Raw genomic sequence first — 17433 nt, 5'->3', positions numbered from 1 at the left:
TCCGATCCTCGGGGCAAGCCCGAGCATGACGGGTGGAAAGCGACCCCCGACCAGCGCAGTCTCTCCCGATGATTCCCGCCCGCGGCGCGCCCGTTCTGTCCCTGATCCCCGGCGTCGCCCTCTGCGGAGCCGTCACCCTCGCGGCCCTCGCCATCCAGGCGCTGGAGCTGCGGCTGTTCGGGCGCGGATGGATCGACGCCATCGTGCTGGCCATCCTGATCGGGGCCGCCGTCCGTTCGGTGTGGACGCCGCCCGCCACCCTGCGTCCCGGGGTCGAGTTCAGCGCCCGGACCCTGCTGGAGATCGCCGTCGTCCTGCTCGGCGCCTCGGTCAGCGCCGCGACCGTGATGGCCATCGGTCCCGGCCTGCTGGCGGGCACGGCCGTGATCGTCGCCCTCGCCATCGCCGTCAGTTACGGCCTCGGCCGGCTGCTGCGCCTGCCGCGGCGCATGGCGGTCCTGATCGCCTGCGGCAACGCCATCTGCGGCAACTCCGCCATCGCCGCGGTCGCCCCGGTCATCGACGCCGACGCCCGCGACGTCTCCGCCGCCATCGCCTTCACCGCCGTTCTCGGGGTCGTCGCCGTCCTCGCCCTGCCGCTGCTTGGCGCCGCCCTGGAGATGAACGGCGTGCGGTACGGGGTGCTGGCCGGCCTGACCGTCTACGCCGTGCCCCAGGTGCTGGCCGCCACCATGCCGGTCGGCGCCGTCGCCACCCAGGCCGGAACCCTGATCAAGCTGGTCCGGGTGCTGATGCTCGGCCCCGTCTGCCTGGCGCTGGCCCTGGCGGTGGCCCTCCGCCGCCGGTCGGCGCCCGGGGCCGCAGCGGGCGCGCCGGCTCCGCGCATCCCTCTGCGCCACCTGCTGCCGTGGTTCATCGTCGGCTTCCTGCTGATGATGGGCGCCCGCTCCCTCGATCTGATCCCCGCCGCCGTCCTGCCCGCCATCGACTGGCTGACCACCGCCCTGACCGTGATCGCCATGGCCGCCCTCGGCCTCAGCACCGACGCCCGCGCCGTGGCCCGTTCCGGGGCCCGCATCGCCGCCGTCGTCACCCTGTCGCTGCTGACCATCGTCGGCCTCGCCCTCGGCCTGATCTACCTGCTGGCCCTGGTCTGAGATCGCCGGCCGGACCCGGCCATCCGCGACCCTGCCAACCCGGCCAGACCCTGTCATCCCGGTCACCGCCGGTTGGGCGCACGTCCGCGTCTGACGTATCCCCGTGCTTGAATGTCCTGATCCCCACGGGGACGGTCTTTGACAGTCAACCGCCGCCGCTTCCGCTTCAGGAACCGGTCCTATCCGCCTCCAAGGGCGCCCGACCGTCCGATGTCAAAGTTCACCGGAGTGTCGGAATGGCAGGGCTTCGCGCTTTTTCGCCCACCCTGCCGCCCGACCGGTCAGTCCACGGCGCAGGCGTCACCTTCGTAGGCCTCGAGATACGAACGGCCGAAGCATTTCTGCAGACGCCGCAGCACCCGGCCGTTCATGATGTTGCGCTGCCCGCCTTGCGCGTTCAGCCGCTCGACCGCCTCGTCCAGCATCGCCCGGTCACGGACCAGAAAGGCGTAGCTGCCGATCAGATAGGTGTTCCAGTCGAACCCGTCCGGCGTCTCTTCCGGTTCCCGCCGCGTGGTGGCCATGACCCGCGCCGCCTCGGTCTCCCGTCCGGCGGACGCCAGATACTGGGCCAGATGCCAGCTCACGACATCGGCCTCCCGCCGGGTGAGATCCGGACCGAACAGCAGATAGTCCTCTGAGGCGGCGGCCGCCTCCGCATAGCATTTCCGTTCGCCGAGCTTGCGCGCCGTCTGCGGCGTCACGCCGCGCTGATCGAAATCCATGAAGGACAGCATCCGGTTGGCGGCCCGCTGTTCCCCGGTGACCTCGCACGCCGCCGCCGGTTCGGCCGCCTGGCCCCCGATCGTCAAGGCAGCCAGCATGATCAGGACGGACATTCGCGTTTCCCCGTTTCGCTCCCGCTGACGTTGGTGCCGGACCCGGGAGGTGTCAAATCTCCTGGTTGTAGGCGCCGATCTCGCCGTATTTCGCCAGCCGCGGCTTCACCTCGTCGCGGAACAGGGCGCGCATGTCGTCCTCCGACCGCATGCTCTCGACCACCACGACCAGCTCCGGCTTGTTGGACGAGGCCCGCACCAGCACCCAGCTGCCGTCCTCCAGATGCACCCGCACCCCGTTGACGGTGATCGCCTCGACGATCTTGCGGCCGAGGATTTCGCCGCCGCTGTCGGCCAGCGCCTGATACTCGGCGACGATCCGCTCAAGCACCTCGTACTTCAGCTCGTCGTCACAGTGCGGCGACATGGTCAGGCTGGTCCAGGCGTCCGGCAGGGCCGCCTTCAGTTCGCTGAGCGTCTTGCCCGGATTGCGGTCCAGCATCGCCAGCACCGCCCCCGCCGCGACGATGCCGTCGTCATAGCCGTGGCCCAGCGGGGCGTTGAAGAAGAAGTGGCCCGACTTCTCGAACCCGGCCAGCGCGCCCAGCTCGGCCGTCTTGCGCTTGATATAGCTGTGCCCGGTCTTCCAGTAGACCGTCTCGGCCCCGTTCGCCTTGAGGACCTCGTCCGTCTTGTACAGGCCGGTCGACTTCACATCGACGACGAAGGTGGCGTTCGGGTGCAGGGCCGACAGGTCGCGGCCCAGCATCAGGCCGATCTTGTCGGCGAAGATCTCCTCGCCGGTGTCGTCCACTACCCCGCAGCGGTCGCCGTCGCCGTCGAAGCCCAGCGCCAGGTCCGCCCCGGTGTCCCGCACCTTCTGCGCCATCTGCATCAGCATGGCGTGGTCCTCGGGGTTCGGATTGTATTTCGGGAAGGTGTAGTCGAGCTCCGTATCCATCTCGATCACCTCGGCCCCCATCCGGCGCAGGGCCTCCGGCGCGAACGCCCCCGCCGTTCCGTTGCCGCAGGCCGCGACCACCTTGATCGGCCGCGTCAGTTTCGTCTTCGAGACGATGTCGGCGATGTAGCGCTCGCGGAAGTCCTCGACCCGGATCAGCCTGCCGCCGTCCCGGCTCACGCCCTCCCCGTTCAGCACGATGTCCTTCAGCCGGCCGATCTCGTCGGGGCCGAAGGTCAGCGGGGGCTGGGCCCCCATCTTGACCCCGGTCCAGCCGTTCTCGTTGTGGCTGGCGGTGACCATGGCCACGCAGGGGCAGTCCAGCTCGAACTGGGCGAAATAGGCCATCGGCGACAGGGCAAGGCCGATGTCGACCACCTCCATCCCGCCCTCCAGCAACCCCAGGGTCAGGGCCTGTTTCACCGCCAGCGAATAGGAGCGGTAGTCGTGCCCGACCACGATCCGCGGCCGCTGCCCGACCTCGTGCACATAGGTCGCCAGGCCGAGGCCCAGCGCCTGGACGCCCAGCAGGTTGATCTCCTTCTCGAGGATCCACCGCGCGTCGTATTCGCGGAAGCCCGTCGGCCTCACCAGCGGCACGGTCTCGTAGTCGGCCGTGTTCGGGCGAAGGTCCTGGCGGGGCTTGATCATGATGGGTCCTGGAGCTGGGCGCGGCCCGGTATAGACAGGCCGCCGGAGGGTCACAACAACGCTGGAACGCCGCTATGGGTGCGGCGTTGGCGTGAAACCGGGCCAACCTTGACCGGTTCCCGGGGCGGGCCTACCCCGGTCCGACCTCAACGGAGACCTGAATGCCCCGCCTGATCCTGCTGCGCCACGGCCAGAGCCAGTGGAACCTCGAGAACCGCTTCACCGGCTGGGTCGACGTCGACCTGACCGCCGAGGGCGAGGCCCAGGCGCGCCGCGGCGGCGAGCTGATCGCGCAGGCCGGCTTCACTCCCGCCGTGATGTTCACCTCGGTCCTCAAACGGGCCAGACGCACCGGCGCCCTGGCCCTCGACTCCGCCGGGCTGAAGGACGTGCCGGTGGTCGAGGACTGGCGCCTGAACGAGCGCCACTACGGCGGCCTCACCGGCCTCGACAAGGCCGAGACCGCGGCGAAACACGGCGAGGACCAGGTGAAGATCTGGCGCCGCAGCTACGACGTCCCGCCCCCGCCGCTGGCGCCCGGCGGCGAGTTCGACTTCGCCTCGGACGCCCGCTACGCCGGTCAGGCCATCCCGGACACGGAAAGCCTCAAGACCACCCTGGACCGCGTCCTGCCCTACTGGAACGAGGCCATCGCCCCGCGCCTTCGCGCCGGCGAGGACGTGCTGATCGCCGCCCACGGCAACTCGCTGCGCGCCATCGTCAAACACCTGTTCGCCGTGCCGGACGACCGCATCGTCGGCGTCGAGATCCCCACCGGCAACCCGCTGGAGATCGACCTCGACGCCGAACTGAAACCCGTCGCCGCGCGCTATCTCGACGAGTCCCGGGCGACCGACCTGCCGCCCCTGCCGGGAGCCTGAACCCATGACCGACGCGCAGCAGGCCTCCGACGACATCCGCTTCATGGGCCGGGCCATCGCCCTGGCCAAGGCGCGGATGGGCCAGACCTGGCCCAACCCCGCGGTCGGCTGCGTCATCGTCCGGGACGGTGAGGTCGTCGCCGAGGCCGCCACCGCCCCCGGCGGCCGTCCCCACGCCGAGGAGCAGGCCGTGCCCGCCGCCGGCGAGAAGGCGAAGGGCGCGACCGCCTATGTCACCATGGAGCCCTGCGGAGCCCGGTCCTCGGGCCGCACCTCCTGCTCCAACTACCTGATCGAGGCGGGCGTCGCCCGGGTCGTCGTCGCCGCGGTCGATCCCTCGCCCTTCGCCTCGGGCCGCGGCGTCGAGCGGCTCCGGAAGGCCGGCATGGAGGTCGAGACCGGCCTCCTCGCCCCGGAGGCCGCCGTTCTCTACGAGGGCTATCTGCACCGCGTCGAGACCGGGCGGCCCATGGTCCGGGTCAGCGACGACGGCGAAGGCTTCGACGCCCGCTTCGCCGCCTCGCCCAAGGCCGACCTCGCCACCGAACTGAAGCGTCTCGGCGAGGCCGGCTACACCCGCGTCTGGGTCAGTCCGGGCGACCTCGCCGACGCCCTCGCCGCCCAGGGCCTTCTGACCCGATAACCCTCCTGATTCATCACGATTCCTTAAGCGGCGACGTGCCATTCTGGGTCAATGTCGGGAACCACCGCCCCCATCGCCGCCCGAAGGCGGATCGATCAGCAGGAACTGGACGCCATCTGCGCCCGGCACGACCGGCTGTGGCAGGCCAAGCCCGGCGGGGCCCGGGCGGTGTTCGCCTGGCTCGACCTCTCGGGCCTGTCCCTGGCCGGCCGCAACCTCGCCGACGCCGACTTCGCCGCCGCCAGCCTGATCGGCGCGGATCTGTCGGGCGCCAAGCTGGACAACGCCACCTTCTTCGGCGCGGACATGCAGGACGCCGTCTTCGTCGAGGCCAGCCTGCGCCGGGCCGACCTGCGCGGGGCCTGCCTGCGCGGCGCCGACCTGACCGGAGCCGACCTGTTCGAGGCCGACCTGCGCGAGGGCACCATCGCCGCCGCCGACTCCAGGCTGGGCTTCAGGGTCGTCGAGGCCAGGCCGCGCAACGACACCCAGGCCTCCGGCGCCTGCCTGGCCGGGGCCAACCTTGAACGCTCCAAACTGACCGGGATCGTCGCCGTCGCCGCCGACTTCTCCGACGCCATCATGAAGGACTGCAAGCTGGTCCGGGCCAATCTGAAGCAGGCCAGTTTCCGCGGCGCCGACATGGCCGGAGCGGACCTGTCCGGCGCCGACCTGTCGGGCGCGGACCTGCGCGACGCCGTGCTGGTCGGGGCCAGGATGGCCATGTGGCGCACCGACGGGGCCGACATGACCGGGGCCCTGACCGACGACCGCTCGGCCGGCAGTCCGATCGACAAGATGCCCGCCGCCGAGATGCTGGCCGAGCACGCCCGCTGGTGCGAGACCGGCGGCGCCGCGGGCCAGCCCTCCGTCTTCGACGGCGTCGACCTCAGGGCCCTGAAGTCGATCACCGGCTACAACCTGACCGCCCTGTCGGCCAAGGGGGCGGTCTTCTACGGCCTCGACATGGAGGGGGTGCAGCTTCAGGGCGCGCACCTCGAGGGCGCCGACCTGCGCTCGGTCAATCTCAAGGGGGCCGACCTGCGCGGCGCCCGGCTGGCCCGGGCGCGCCTCAACGGCGCCGACCTGCGCCAGGCCCAGCTCGGCCCGCTGATGATCGCCGCCGACCGCCTGCTGCCCGCCGACCTGACCGGCGCCTGCCTCAAGGGGGCCGACCTGTCCGGAGCCGACCTGAAGCGCGCCAACCTGACCGACGCGGACCTGACCCGCGCCACCCTTCGCGGCGCCTGCCTGCGTCAGGCCGAGCTGACCGGAACGATCACGGCCGGTGCGCGGGGCATGGAGATCGACGCCGCCGCCTGACGCGAAAAAGGGGCGACGCACGCGCCGCCCCTTCCGTGGTTCAGAACGGGTCCGGGCGGTTACGCCGCCTTGCCCTTCTTGCCTTCGATCAGCGCCTGGCCCGAACCGATCTCGATGCGGCGGGGCTTCAGGGCTTCCGGAAGCTCGCGCTCCAGATCGATCGACAGCAGGCCGTTGACCAGGTCGGCATTCTTCACGACCACATAGTCGGCCAGCTGGAAGCGGCGCTCGAAGTCGCGCTCGGCCAGGCCGCGGTGCAGGAAATTCCGCCCGGCGCCGTCGTCGTTGGCCGTCTTGCGGCCGGTGACGGTGAGCAGGTTCTCCTTCACCTCGATGTTCAGCTCGTCGGGCTTGAAGCCGGCGACGGCGATCTCGATGCGGTAGGCGTTCTCGCCCGTGGTCTCGATGTTGTAGGGCGGCCACCCGTTCTCCTGGCTGGTTCGCGCAGCGCTTTCCAGCAGGTTGGCGAGCCGGTCGAAGCCGACGGCCGAACGGTAGAGCGGGGTGAAATCATAGGTACGCATGTCATCCTCCTGAGGATCAGCAAGGTTGAGCCGCCCCTGCGTTTTCGGCCCGGGACGGCGGTGGGGGATCAGTCCGGGCGGCCCGTGCTCGGCCCCGTCCGGTCTGGAGGACCCGATGCCGGCGTCCTCGCCCGCAGATGTGGGATGCGCGGAAAATGCGTCAAGGGGCGCCTGCAGGCGCTTCATTCTGTCGCCCGTCCGGCATCGTGACTTGCCCGGCGCGCCCGAACCCAGCAGGGTCGGGCCTTCATTCCTCCTCCATTGGAGACGACCCATGCGCCTGTTCGCCCTCGTGGTCACCGCCGTGATCGCCCTGCCCGCGATGGCCGCCGCCCAGACGCTTCCGGACCTGCCGACGCTCGACGAAACCCCGGCCCAGCGGACGGCGCGCCGCGACGCCATGACTCCGCCGGTCCCTCAGGAGGACACGGCCTTGCAGGCGGCCGTGGGGTCCTCCGCCCGCCCCGCCGCGGACGTGGCGCGCGACGTCCATCGCCATCCGTTCGAGACCCTGACCTTCTGGGGCCTCACGCCCGGCTCGACCATCGTCGAGATCGAGCCCGGGCGCGCCGGATGGTGGCGCAACATCCTCGAGCCCTATGCGGCCGCGACGGGCGGAACCTACCACGCCGTCAACCGGCCGCTGGAAGGCATGGGCGTCTCCGATGGGACCGCCGACCTGGTCGTGGTGGCCCGGGCCTTCCATAACTGGCATCGCGCCGGGCGGACGGAGCCCTATATGACCGCCTTCTTCAAGGCCCTGAGGCCCGGCGGCGTGCTGGCGGTGGAGCAGCACCGCAGCGTCGACGGCCTGAACCCGGACGAGACCGCTCCGACGGGCTATGTGCCGGAAAGCTATGTGATCCGGGCGGCGCTGGCCGCCGGCTTCGTGCTCGATGCGCGCAGCGAGCTGAACGCCAATCCCAGGGACGACCACGATCATCCGTACGGCGTCTGGACCCTGCCCCCGACCCGCGTCAGCGCGCCTCGAGAGGGCGTCGCCACCGACCGTCCGACGCCCCTGACGGAGACCGAAAGGGCCGCCCTCGACGCTGTCGGGGAGAGCGACCGGATGACCCTCCGATTCCGCAAGCCGGCGTAATGCGAACTGACCACGCAACGGCTTTGACCGGCCACGGGAACAGGGTTAAGCCCGTGGCGAACGGGGACGAACCGTACGGCGCGAACGCGTCGCGGGGGACGTGAATGGGTAAATCAACCGAGGTCTGGCGACCGCTTGCGTCGCGTCGGAGCGTGCTTTCCGGCGCCATCGGTCTGCTCGCCCTGTCCGGGTGCAGCCGCGAGAAGACCGCCGAGCCGCCGCCGCAACCGGACGGCCCGCCCAAGGGATCGCTGGAGTGGGCCGTGGCCGGGCCATGGCGGGCCCAGGACCGCGTCCGGGACGCCTGGCGCCATCCGATGGAGACGCTGCGCTTCTTCGGTCTTCAGCCCAGCATGACGGTGGTCGAATTCTGGCCCGGCAGCGGCTGGTGGACGGAGATACTCGCCCCCTATCTGGCCGAGGGCGACGGTCGCTACATCGCCGCCGGCTTCCAGACCGGCCCCGGCGCCGATCCGGCCCAGACCGCGCTGGCGGCCGCCTTCCAGAAGCGGTTCACCAACGACCGGCGGCTGTACGGCGAAGTCGAACTGTCGGCGTTCGGTCCGACCTCCGGACCCGTCGCCCCGGCCGGCACGGTCGATCTGGCGCTGTTCATGCGCAACATTCATGCGTGGATGGCGGCGGGCATCGCCGAGAAGGCCTTCGCCGACGCCTATGCAGCCCTGCGGCCCGGCGGCGTGCTCGGCGTCGAGCAGCATCGGCTCGGACCGGACAAGGATCAGGACCCCACCGCCGCCGACGGCTATGTCCAGGAGGCCTTTGTCAGGCAGTTGGCCGCCGAGGCCGGCTTCGCCTATGTCGCGTCCTCGGAAATCAACGCGAATGAAAGGGATACCAAGGATCATCCGTTCGGCGTCGAGACCCTGCCTCCGATGGGTCTGACGGCGCCGCGAGGATCGCCGCCGGACCCGACCTTCGACCGGTCGAAATACGACGAGATCGGCGAGAGCGACCGAATGACCTTGAAGTTCAGGAAACCCGAGTGAGCCGAGCCGCCGCCTATGCCGCCAACGCCCCCCTGATGGGGGTTCCGGGCGCCTCCGCGCCTCCGGGCGGAACCGGCGAATGGTTCCGCGGCGCCGGCGGCCTGCGGCTGCGCGCCGCCTTCTGGACGCCTTCGACACTCGCCGCCCGCAAGCCCCGCGGCACCGTCATCGTCAGCCCGGGACGTACCGAACCGATCGAGAAATATTTCGAGGTCATCGGCAATTTCCTGGCCCGTGGCTGGTGCGTTCTGGCTCACGACTGGCGCGGCCAGGGGCTCTCGGCCCGGCTGTTGCCCGACCGGCTGAAGGGCCACGCCCGGGCGGTCGAGGAATTCCTCGACGACTACGCCCGCCTGCTGGATGCCTTTGAGGCCCGCGCGCCCAAGCCGTGGATCATGGTCGGCCATTCGATGGGCGCGGTGCTGAACCTGATGACGCTTCAGGCCGGCGAGGAGCGCTTCTCCGGCGCCCTGCTGACCAGCCCCATGCTGCGCATCAAGACCGGCAAACGCTCTATGTGGTCGGTCAAGCTGGCGGTGCGCTGGAACCTGCGCCACGGCAAGGCCGGCGACTATGTGCTCGACAATCCGGACGACCCCTTCGATCACACCTTCGAGAAGGACGCCCTGACCACCGACGAGAGCCGCTACGAACAGTGGCGCCAGCAGCTGTACGCCTGCCCGCATCTCGCCGTCGGCGGCCCCACCTGGGGCTGGCTGGCCTTCGCGCTCGACGCCGGAGAACGGGCGCTGAAGCCCAAGGCGCTGAAGTCGGTCCGCATCCCGGTGGCCATCGTCCAGGCCGGCGAGGACGACCGCGTCTGGAAGCAGACCAACAGATGGGCCGCCCGCCGACTGGGCCGCGGCCGCTATGTCGAGATTCCCGGGGCGAAGCACGAGGTCGTCATGGAAACCGACGAACTGCGCGGGGTCTTCCTCGACGAGTTCGACGCCATGGGCGCCTATGTCTCGCCGGTCGAGGACTTGTCGCCGATCCCCGGTCCCCCGGTGGCCGGCGAGCCGACCGAGGCCGCCTAGAGGGCGGCCCGGCGTAGCGCCACCAGCGCCTGTTCCCGCAGCCGGGCGTCGCCCACGGCGAGTACCTGGCCGGAGCCGTCCGGCGCCTCGCCCCGCCAGTTGGTGACCTCGCCGCCCGCGGCTTCGATCACCGGAACCAGGGCGGACCAGTCCCAGACCTTCAGCGCGCTCTCGGCGACCAGGTCGATGCGGCCCGAGGCGAGCATGGCGTAGGCGTAGGCGTCGCAACCCAGCCGCGCCAGCCGGGCCGCGGCGCGGACCTGCGTCCAGGCGCCCAGCTCGGCTCCCGTGAACAGGTCCGGGTCGGTGGTGGCGATCAGGGCCTCGTTGAGGCGGGCGCAGGCGCGCGCGCGCAGCGGCGTCTCGCCGCCGGCTTTCAGCAGGCGCGCGCCGGAGGGGCCGCCCACGAATATCTCGTCGAGGTAGGGCTGACCGATCACGCCGACGGTCGGCCGGCCCTCCGTCCTCAGGGCGATCAGATTGGTCCACAGCGGCAGGCCCGCGATGAAGGCGCGGGTGCCGTCGATGGGATCGAGGATCCAGACGTGCTCGGCCTCGGGCCGATCCTCTCCATACTCTTCGCCGATCACGCCGTGCGCGGGATAGCGTTCGGCGATCAGGCGCCGGATCGCCGCTTCGGCCTCGCGGTCGGCCTGGGTCACCGGATCGAAGCCGGCGGCCCCGCCCTTGTCGGTTTCCTCGCAGACCCCCCGGAAATACGGCAGGGACACGCGGGCGGCCTCCCGGGCCAGTTCAACGGCGAACGCTTCGTACTCGGTCATGCAGGCGGGATACTCACGCCCCGCCCTCATGTCACGGCGTCATTGCGCGACAGTCAGGCCGCCTCGCCCTCGGTGTGCAGCGACTTGGCGAGGTCCAGCAGGCGCCGGCGCGGCCGCTCGCCCAGCTGATAGTAGGCCTGGATCAGGTCGAGCGTTTCCTTGCGGGAAAACATCTCGCCGCCCTGGTTGGCGGCCTCCCGGCGCTCGATGGCCTCTTCCAGGCCGTCGTAGAAATAGCTGACCGGCGATTCCAGCGCCTCCGCCAGCTGCCACAGGCGCGCCGCCGAAATCCGGTTCGCGCCGCATTCGTATTTCTGGATCTGCTGAAAGCGGATGCCGACCTGGGTGGCCAGCTGCTGCTGGGTCAGGCCCAGCAGGCGCCGGCGGCGGCGCAGACGGCGTCCGAGATGAAGGTCGATGTCGGTGGCCATGGCCCCAATTCCCCTTGTTCCCGCCTGTCCCGATGCGGGACGGCTCGCCCTTCCGGGGGCAAGGGCCGTGCCGCCTTCCCGCGAGGGGCGAGAACCGGTGAACCGGGTTCTCGCAGGCTTGAGCAACCGTTGCGCTTCCGACGCATTAAACGGCCATCGATCATCCTTGGAAGGAGCGGACTATGAGCGGGTTTGGATGGGTTGCGTGGATCGTCATCGGCATTATCGCCGGCTGGCTGGCTGAACAGATCATGGGGCGCAATCACGGCCTCCTGACCAATCTGATCGTCGGCATCGTCGGCGCCCTGATCGGCGGCTTCCTCTACAACACCCTGCTGGGCGGGGACGCGGGCGGCAACTGGATCATCGGCATCATCGTCGCCACGCTCGGCGCGATCATCCTGCTGTTCCTGCTGGGGCTCGTTAAACGACGGGCCTGACGGTCACCGCTTCGGCGGCGCAAAAAAGGGCGGCTCCGCGAGGAGCCGCCCTTCTCTTTTGCCCGGTGCGGATCAGCCGTTCGGCTTGGCCGGGGGATTGCCCGGGGCGTTGCCCTGACCTTCACCCGCGGGCGGCGAGGCCGGGTTGTCCGGCGGCAGGGTCGGCGGGGTCTGTTCCGGCGGCGTCGCGGGTTCCGCGGGGGTGGCCGGAGCCGCCGGGGTCACGCCGGGCTGGGCCGGGGTCGCAGGGACAGCCGGCGTCGCCGGCGTGGCGGCGCGGTCTTCGTCCTGGTCGGCGTCGGACTCGTCGCCATCATCCCCGTCGTCCGTGGTCTGGTTGCCGGGAACGGCGGGCGTCGCCGGCGTCGCCGGGGTCGCGCCGGGTTCCGCCGGAGTGGCGGGCGTGGCCGGCTCGGTCACCGTATCGGCGGCGTTGAACTGTTCCATTGTGAAGTCGACGATGACGCCATCGCCTTCCTGCCGGATGCCGTCGATGGGCACCGCGCGAACCGTTCCATCAGCGCCCCGCACGGTCAGCTGCTGGCGACCGCCGTTCATCCGGGCGCCGACCAGCACGCCGAGTTCGCCGTCTCCGCCGCGCACCGTCATGCCGGGCTGAAGGGTCAGGGTGGGCGCCTGGGCCGCCTGACCGGGCGGCGTCGTCGCGGGCGGAGTCTGGGTCGCGGGCGGAGTCTGGACGGGAGGAGTCTGCGGGGCCGTGCCTTCCTGGGCGATCGCCGGAGCGGTCATGAGGAACAGGCCGGCGGCCCCTGTCAGGAGCGCGGTCTTTCGCATGATGGTCAGCCTTGCGTTAAGCGAGCGGAAGGGCTCGCACCGAAACGCAAACTCGGCGGCCGACGGGATTGTTGCGTCGGCCCCGAAATGGCCCCGCTATCGCCCGGATTGCCCGAATTCCGCGCGACCGGACGGCCGCCCTATTCCTCGCGGACGCGCTTCTTGCGGAACGAGGGGTTCAGCACCTGCTTGCGCAGACGGATCGACTTCGGCGTCACCTCGACCAGCTCGTCCTCCTCGATGTAGGCGATCGCCTGTTCGAGCGAGGGGCGGCGCGGCGGGGTGAGGCGGACGGCCTCGTCCTTGCCGGCGGCGCGGATGTTGTTCAGCTGCTTGGCCTTCATCGGGTTGACGTCGAGATCGTCCCAGCGGCTGTTCTCGCCGATGATCATGCCCTGGTAGGTCTTCTCGCCGGCGCCGACGAACATCACGCCGCGCTCCTCGAGGTTCCACAGGGCGAAGGCGGCGGTCTCGCCGTCGCCGTTCGAGACCAGCACGCCCTTCAGGCGACCCTCGATGGCGCCCTTGTGCGGCTCATAGTGGCTGAACACGCGGTTCAACACGCCCGAACCGCGGGTGTCGGTCAGGAACTCGCCCTGGTAGCCGATCAGCGACCGCGACGGCGACTTCAGCACCAGACGGGTCTTGCCGGCGCCCGACGGGCCCATGTCCTTCAGCTCGGCCTTGCGGGCCGACAGCTTCTCGATGACCACGCCGGTGTATTCGTCGTCGACGTCGATGACGACGTCCTCGATCGGCTCCAGCCGCTCGCCGTTCTCGCCGGTCTGATAGACCACCCGCGGACGGCTGATCGACAGTTCGAAACCCTCGCGGCGCATGTTCTCGATCAGCACGCCCAGCTGCAGTTCGCCGCGGCCGGCGACCTCGAAGGCGTCCTTGCCGCCGGTCTCGGTGACGCGGATGGCGACATTGGCCTCGGCCTCCTTGAGCAGGCGGTCGCGGATCACGCGCGACTGGACCTTGTCGCCCTCGCGCCCGGCCAGCGGGCTGTCGTTGACCGAGACCGTCATCGAGATGGTCGGCGGATCGATCGGCTGGGCGGGCAGGGCCTCGGTGACCTCAAGGGCGCACAGGGTGTCGGCTACGGTGGCCTTGGACATGCCGGCGATGGCGACGATGTCGCCGGCCTCGGCGTCGTCGACCGGCTGACGCTTCAGGCCGCGGAAGGCCAGCACCTTGGTGATCCGGCCCTGTTCAATGGTCTTGCCGTCGCGCGACAGGGCCTTGATGGCCATGCCCGGAACGGCCTTGCCGCTCTCGATCCGGCCGGTCAGCAGGCGGCCCAGGAAGGGGTCGCTCTCGATCAGCACGTTCAGGATCTGGAACGGCTTGTCCTTGTTCTCGACCTGTTTCGGCGCCGGCACGTGGTCGACGATCAGGTCGAACAGCGGGGCCAGGTTGTCGCTCGGCTGGTTCAGGTCCAGCGTCGCCCAGCCGGCCCGGCCCGAGGCGTAGATGTGCGGGAAGTCCAGCTGCTCGTCGGTCGCGCCGATGGCGGCGAACAGGTCGAAGGCGGCGTTGTGGACCCGGTCCGGATCGGCATGGGCGCGGTCGACCTTGTTGATGCACAGGATCGGGCGCAGGCCCATCTTCAGCGCCTTGGTCAGCACGAATTTGGTCTGCGGCATGACGCCTTCCTCGGCGTCGACCAGCAGCACGCAGCCGTCCACCATGCCGAGGATCCGCTCGACCTCGCCGCCGAAGTCGGCGTGGCCGGGGGTGTCGATGATGTTGATGCGGGTCTCGCCCGCCTTGCCGTTCCACAGCACCGAGGTGCATTTGGCCAGGATGGTGATGCCGCGCTCGCGCTCCTGGTCGTTGGAGTCCATGGCGCGCTCGGTCGTCGCCTCATTGGCTCGGAACACGCCGGACTGGGCGAGCAGCTGGTCCACCAGCGTGGTCTTGCCGTGGTCGACGTGGGCGATGATGGCGACGTTGCGCAGGTTCATTTCGGACTCGGGCGGACTGTGTTCGGCCCCGGAAGGTCCGGGCCGCTGCGAAGGAGCGTGATTGCGGGAAGGCGCGCGCCTCTTACAGGGGCGAACGGCGAAACGCCAGTGCGTGAGGACACGCACTGGCGCAACGGCGGCTCCTATCGCCGATAAAAGCGGCGGGCAGAGGGCGAAATCAGACCTTCGCCGACCGGCTCCGCACCCAGCCGTAGAGCAGCAAGGTCAGCACGGCGAAGGCCGCGATCCCCGCCATCATGGCCGGCCAGGTCGAGCCCTCGGGCAGCATGGCGAACGGGGCGTCGTCCCCGGTGGCCACGATCACCCCGGCGGTCATGACCAGGAACAGGCTCTCGCCGACGATCAGGCCGGACGCCAGCAGCACGCCCATCCGGCGGCCGACGTCGGCGAACCGGGTGGTCTTGATCGCCTTGTCGTAGACCCAGCCGCAGATCGCGCCGATGACCAGCATCGTGGTCACGGCGGCCGGCAGATAGAAGCCGATGCCGACAGCCAGCGGCGGCAGCTTCATCTTGCCCCTGGTCGCGCCGCTCAGGATCATGTCGATCACGATGATCACGACGCCGATGGCCGCGCCGAGCCCGATCAGGTCCCAGCGCAGGTCGCCGCCGATGACGCCGCGCGCGAGCGCCGAGATCAGCGTCGCCTGCGGGGCCGCCAGCGGCTCGTCGGCGATGCCGGCCGGTCCGCCCTCGAAGCCGAAGGCCTTGTTGAGCAGGTTGAGGATCAGCGGGATCACGATGGCGCCCGCGACGACGCCGACGATCAGGGCCGTCTGCTGCCGCCACGGCGTGGCCTGCACCAGTTGGCCCGTCTTCAGGTCCTGCAGGTTGTCGTTGGCGATCACCGCCACGGCGAATACGACGGCGGTGACGATCAGGGCGAAGGCCACCACCGAGGGATCGGCCGGCAGTCCGGCGAGCGCCAGTACGCCGAGCATCAGCACCGAGGCGATGACGATGGCCAGGATGCCGACCCCGGACACCGGGCTGTTCGACGATCCGATCAGCCCGGCCATGTAGCCGCAGATGGCGGCGACCGCGAAGCCGATGAAGACGACATAGATCAGGCCGCCGCCGACCAGCAGCGCCGTCGATCCGGCCAGCGTCGGATTGCCCTGGGCGAACCAGGCCAGGATCAGGCCGATGCCGATCAGGCAGGCGACCGACAGGCCGGCGACGATGTTGATCGGGATGTCCTGTTCGGTGCGGTCCAGCACCTCGCCGCTCTGGCGGCGGCGGTTGGCGGCCAGGGCCGAGGTCAGGCCGCCGATCAGCGGTCCGGCCAGTTTGATCAGGGTCCAGATGGCGGCCACGCCGATGACGCCGGCGCCCATGAACCGCACTTCGCGGCTCCACACCGTGCCGGCCAGCTCCTCCGCGCCGGCGCCGGCGGGCAGCGTGGTGGCGATCGAGGGGATGCCGTGGGCGGTCAGCCAGGCGATGGTGTCGGGCGACGTCAGGATCGGCACGGCGATGCACCAGGCCAGGATCAGGCCGACCAGTTGCGCCAGACCGACGCTCAGGCCGATCAGGTGTCCGGCGCCCAGCAGGGCGAACTGCATGCCGAAGCCGATGCCCGTGGCGCCGCCGCCCAGCGAGGCCGGCAATTTGACGAACCGGGCCGCCTCGGACGCGAATACGCGTCCGGCGACCAGCAGGGCATAGCCCGCCGAAACGACCGCCCCGGTGATCACGACCCACAGGCCCGAGGCGTTCTCGCGCACGGCGCTCTCGGTCTGTTCGGCCCCGCGCGAGCCGACGGTCAGCACCTCGGCCGCCGCGACGCCTTCGGGATAGGGCAGGTTGGCCTCGACCACGAGCGCGCGGCGCAGCGGGATCGAGAAGGTGACCCCCAGAATGCCGCCGAAGACGCAGATCAGCACCGATTCCCAGAACGGGAACTCCAGCCACCAGCCGACCATGACCAGGCCCGGCAGCACGAAGATGATCGAGCTCATCGCCCCGCCGACCGAGGCCACGGTCTGGACGGTCATGTTCTCCCAGATGGTCGAGGTCCGGAACATCCGCAGGATGGCCATGGAGATGACCGCCGCCGGGATGGCGGAGGCGAAGGTCAGGCCGACCTTCAGGCCAAGATAGGTGTTCGCGGCGGTGAAGATCACCGCCAGTATGCAGCCCAGAACCAGCGCCCGGAGCGTCAGTTCGATGCGCTTGCCGCCGCTGATGGGCGCGCTCGCGGGTGTGTCGGTCATTGAAGGCCCTCTCCCTTGATTGGCGGGAGGTAAGCCGGAAACGGCCCGGGCGTCGAGAGGCGGCGTGAAACCCGCCGCGCCCGATTGACTCGCGGGCCGGCCGGGCGGAGCTTCGCCGTAGCGGGGGAGAGACCATGATGCGCAGGATCCTGATCGCGGCCGTGCTGGGGCTGCTGTGCGTTGGCGGGGCCGCGAACGCGGAGGGCGAAGGACCCGCCGGGATCGTCAGGGGACGCCAGGCGGCGATGATGCTGTCCGGCGTGGCCATGGGCGCCATGAAGGCGGCGATCGACGCCGGTCAGCCCCCGGCGAGCCAGCGCTTCAACAGCCGCGCCCTGGCGCGTTGGGCCCACGCCGTCCCCGGCATGTTCCCGGCCGGGACGGGGGCCGAAGCTGGCGTCCAGACCAATGCGAAGCCCGAGGTCTGGAGCGACCGCGCCGGCTTCGAGGAGAAGGCCGCCGCCTACGCCGCCGCCGCCGACCGGCTGGCTGAACTCGCCGCCGGCGAGGACTCCGCCGCCTTCGCCGCCCAATGGGCGGCCGTGCGCCAGAGCTGCCAGTCGTGCCACGACGCCTACAAGGCCGGATGAGTCCTCCGGCAGGACGCTGTGCTGACAGTTCGCGGAATTATAGTCGGGTTGGCGAAAAATTCTCCAACATGAACAATCGACTGACTTTTTCTCGAACCTGTTTGTCCGCCTGAGGAGCGGCCTGGCGCATAATGACCCTCGCGTCTGTTTCCGACGCCGGGTC

Annotated in this window: 17 protein-coding genes; 9 read left to right on the top strand and 8 right to left on the bottom strand. The window is 70.1% G+C overall.

Annotated features, from left to right (window positions below; genetic code table 11):
• The first annotated feature begins 68 nt into the window (after window positions 1-68).
• Complete coding sequence (locus VEA62_RS00665; RefSeq protein WP_324817072.1) at window positions 69-1118, top strand: YeiH family protein; 1050 nt, start codon at window positions 69-71, stop codon at window positions 1116-1118.
• Window positions 1119-1399: 281 nt separating this feature from the next.
• On the opposite strand, the gene VEA62_RS00660 is transcribed toward VEA62_RS00665, so the two are convergent.
• Together VEA62_RS00660 and VEA62_RS00655 are read right to left on the bottom strand one after the other, a co-directional pair.
• Complete coding sequence (locus VEA62_RS00660; RefSeq protein ID WP_324817069.1) at window positions 1400-1957, bottom strand: hypothetical protein; 558 nt, start codon at window positions 1955-1957, stop codon at window positions 1400-1402.
• Between the two features lie 52 nt (window positions 1958-2009).
• Entirely contained in the window at window positions 2010-3509 is a 1500-nt protein-coding gene (locus VEA62_RS00655) for a phosphomannomutase/phosphoglucomutase (RefSeq protein ID WP_324817066.1), read from the bottom strand.
• A 161-nt stretch (window positions 3510-3670) separates the two neighbouring features.
• On the opposite strand from VEA62_RS00655, the gene gpmA reads away from it, so the two are divergent.
• Genes gpmA through VEA62_RS00640 form a run of 3 tightly spaced genes read left to right on the top strand, consistent with a single transcriptional unit; the run spans window position 3671 to window position 6356 of the window.
• Window positions 3671-4390: a 2,3-diphosphoglycerate-dependent phosphoglycerate mutase gene (gpmA, locus tag VEA62_RS00650; protein ID WP_324817064.1), complete on the top strand. Its 720-nt coding sequence runs from the start codon at window positions 3671-3673 to the stop codon at window positions 4388-4390.
• Between the two features lie 4 nt (window positions 4391-4394).
• Window positions 4395-5033: a bifunctional diaminohydroxyphosphoribosylaminopyrimidine deaminase/5-amino-6-(5-phosphoribosylamino)uracil reductase RibD gene (gene ribD, locus VEA62_RS00645; protein WP_324817061.1), complete on the top strand. Its 639-nt coding sequence runs from the start codon at window positions 4395-4397 to the stop codon at window positions 5031-5033.
• Window positions 5034-5084: 51 nt separating this feature from the next.
• The gene (locus VEA62_RS00640) at window positions 5085-6356 is read left to right on the top strand and encodes a pentapeptide repeat-containing protein (RefSeq protein ID WP_324817058.1); all 1272 of its coding nucleotides are present in this window, start codon (window positions 5085-5087) and stop codon (window positions 6354-6356) included.
• A gap of 59 nt (window positions 6357-6415) precedes the next feature.
• Here the strand turns inward: VEA62_RS00640 and VEA62_RS00635 are convergent, their stop codons facing one another.
• Window positions 6416-6880, bottom strand: coding sequence for an Hsp20 family protein (locus tag VEA62_RS00635; protein ID WP_324817055.1), 465 nt, complete (start codon window positions 6878-6880; stop codon window positions 6416-6418).
• A gap of 274 nt (window positions 6881-7154) precedes the next feature.
• On the opposite strand from VEA62_RS00635, the gene VEA62_RS00630 reads away from it, so the two are divergent.
• From VEA62_RS00630 to VEA62_RS00620, 3 genes are all read left to right on the top strand, one after another.
• Window positions 7155-7982 carry a methyltransferase gene (locus VEA62_RS00630; RefSeq protein ID WP_324817052.1) on the top strand — a complete coding sequence of 276 codons (828 nt, stop codon included), beginning with the start codon at window positions 7155-7157 and terminating at the stop codon, window positions 7980-7982.
• Between the two features lie 104 nt (window positions 7983-8086).
• Window positions 8087-8989 (top strand): methyltransferase, encoded by a 903-nt coding sequence (locus tag VEA62_RS00625; RefSeq protein WP_324817049.1) that lies wholly within the window; start codon window positions 8087-8089, stop codon window positions 8987-8989.
• A complete protein-coding gene (locus VEA62_RS00620; RefSeq protein ID WP_324817047.1) occupies window positions 8986-10026 on the top strand; it encodes an alpha/beta hydrolase in 1041 nt (346 codons plus the stop codon). The genes VEA62_RS00625 and VEA62_RS00620 overlap by 4 nt, the downstream gene beginning before the upstream one ends.
• Here the strand turns inward: VEA62_RS00620 and hisN are convergent.
• Complete coding sequence (gene hisN, locus VEA62_RS00615; protein WP_324817046.1) at window positions 10023-10808, bottom strand: histidinol-phosphatase; 786 nt, start codon at window positions 10806-10808, stop codon at window positions 10023-10025. The two genes, VEA62_RS00620 and hisN, sit on opposite strands and share 4 nt — an antisense overlap.
• A 53-nt stretch (window positions 10809-10861) precedes the next feature.
• Window positions 10862-11239 (bottom strand): helix-turn-helix domain-containing protein, encoded by a 378-nt coding sequence (locus tag VEA62_RS00610; protein ID WP_414641762.1) that lies wholly within the window; start codon window positions 11237-11239, stop codon window positions 10862-10864.
• Window positions 11240-11421: 182 nt separating this feature from the next.
• Between VEA62_RS00610 and VEA62_RS00605 the strand changes: the two genes are divergently transcribed.
• Window positions 11422-11679, top strand: a complete 258-nt coding sequence (locus VEA62_RS00605) for a GlsB/YeaQ/YmgE family stress response membrane protein (protein ID WP_324817044.1) — start codon at window positions 11422-11424, stop codon at window positions 11677-11679.
• A 72-nt stretch (window positions 11680-11751) separates the two neighbouring features.
• Here VEA62_RS00605 and VEA62_RS00600 read toward each other — a convergent pair whose 3' ends face one another.
• From VEA62_RS00600 to VEA62_RS00590, 3 genes are all read right to left on the bottom strand, one after another.
• Window positions 11752-12474 carry a hypothetical protein gene (locus VEA62_RS00600; protein ID WP_324817041.1) on the bottom strand — a complete coding sequence of 241 codons (723 nt, stop codon included), beginning with the start codon at window positions 12472-12474 and terminating at the stop codon, window positions 11752-11754.
• Window positions 12475-12614: 140 nt separating this feature from the next.
• Window positions 12615-14444, bottom strand: coding sequence for a translational GTPase TypA (typA, locus tag VEA62_RS00595; RefSeq protein ID WP_324817038.1), 1830 nt, complete (start codon window positions 14442-14444; stop codon window positions 12615-12617).
• A 178-nt stretch (window positions 14445-14622) separates the two neighbouring features.
• Window positions 14623-16680: an OPT family oligopeptide transporter gene (locus VEA62_RS00590; RefSeq protein WP_324817035.1), complete on the bottom strand. Its 2058-nt coding sequence runs from the start codon at window positions 16678-16680 to the stop codon at window positions 14623-14625.
• Window positions 16681-16817: 137 nt separating this feature from the next.
• Here VEA62_RS00590 and VEA62_RS00585 point away from each other — a divergent pair, with 137 nt between their 5' ends.
• Window positions 16818-17270 carry a cytochrome c gene (locus VEA62_RS00585; protein WP_324817032.1) on the top strand — a complete coding sequence of 151 codons (453 nt, stop codon included), beginning with the start codon at window positions 16818-16820 and terminating at the stop codon, window positions 17268-17270.
• Window positions 17271-17433: the final 163 nt, after the last annotated feature.

Origin of the sequence: Brevundimonas sp. (assembly GCF_035627475.1) — a bacterium.
Taxonomy (GTDB): Bacteria; Pseudomonadota; Alphaproteobacteria; order Caulobacterales; family Caulobacteraceae; genus Brevundimonas.
This window is presented reverse-complemented; position numbering and strand designations above follow the sequence as displayed.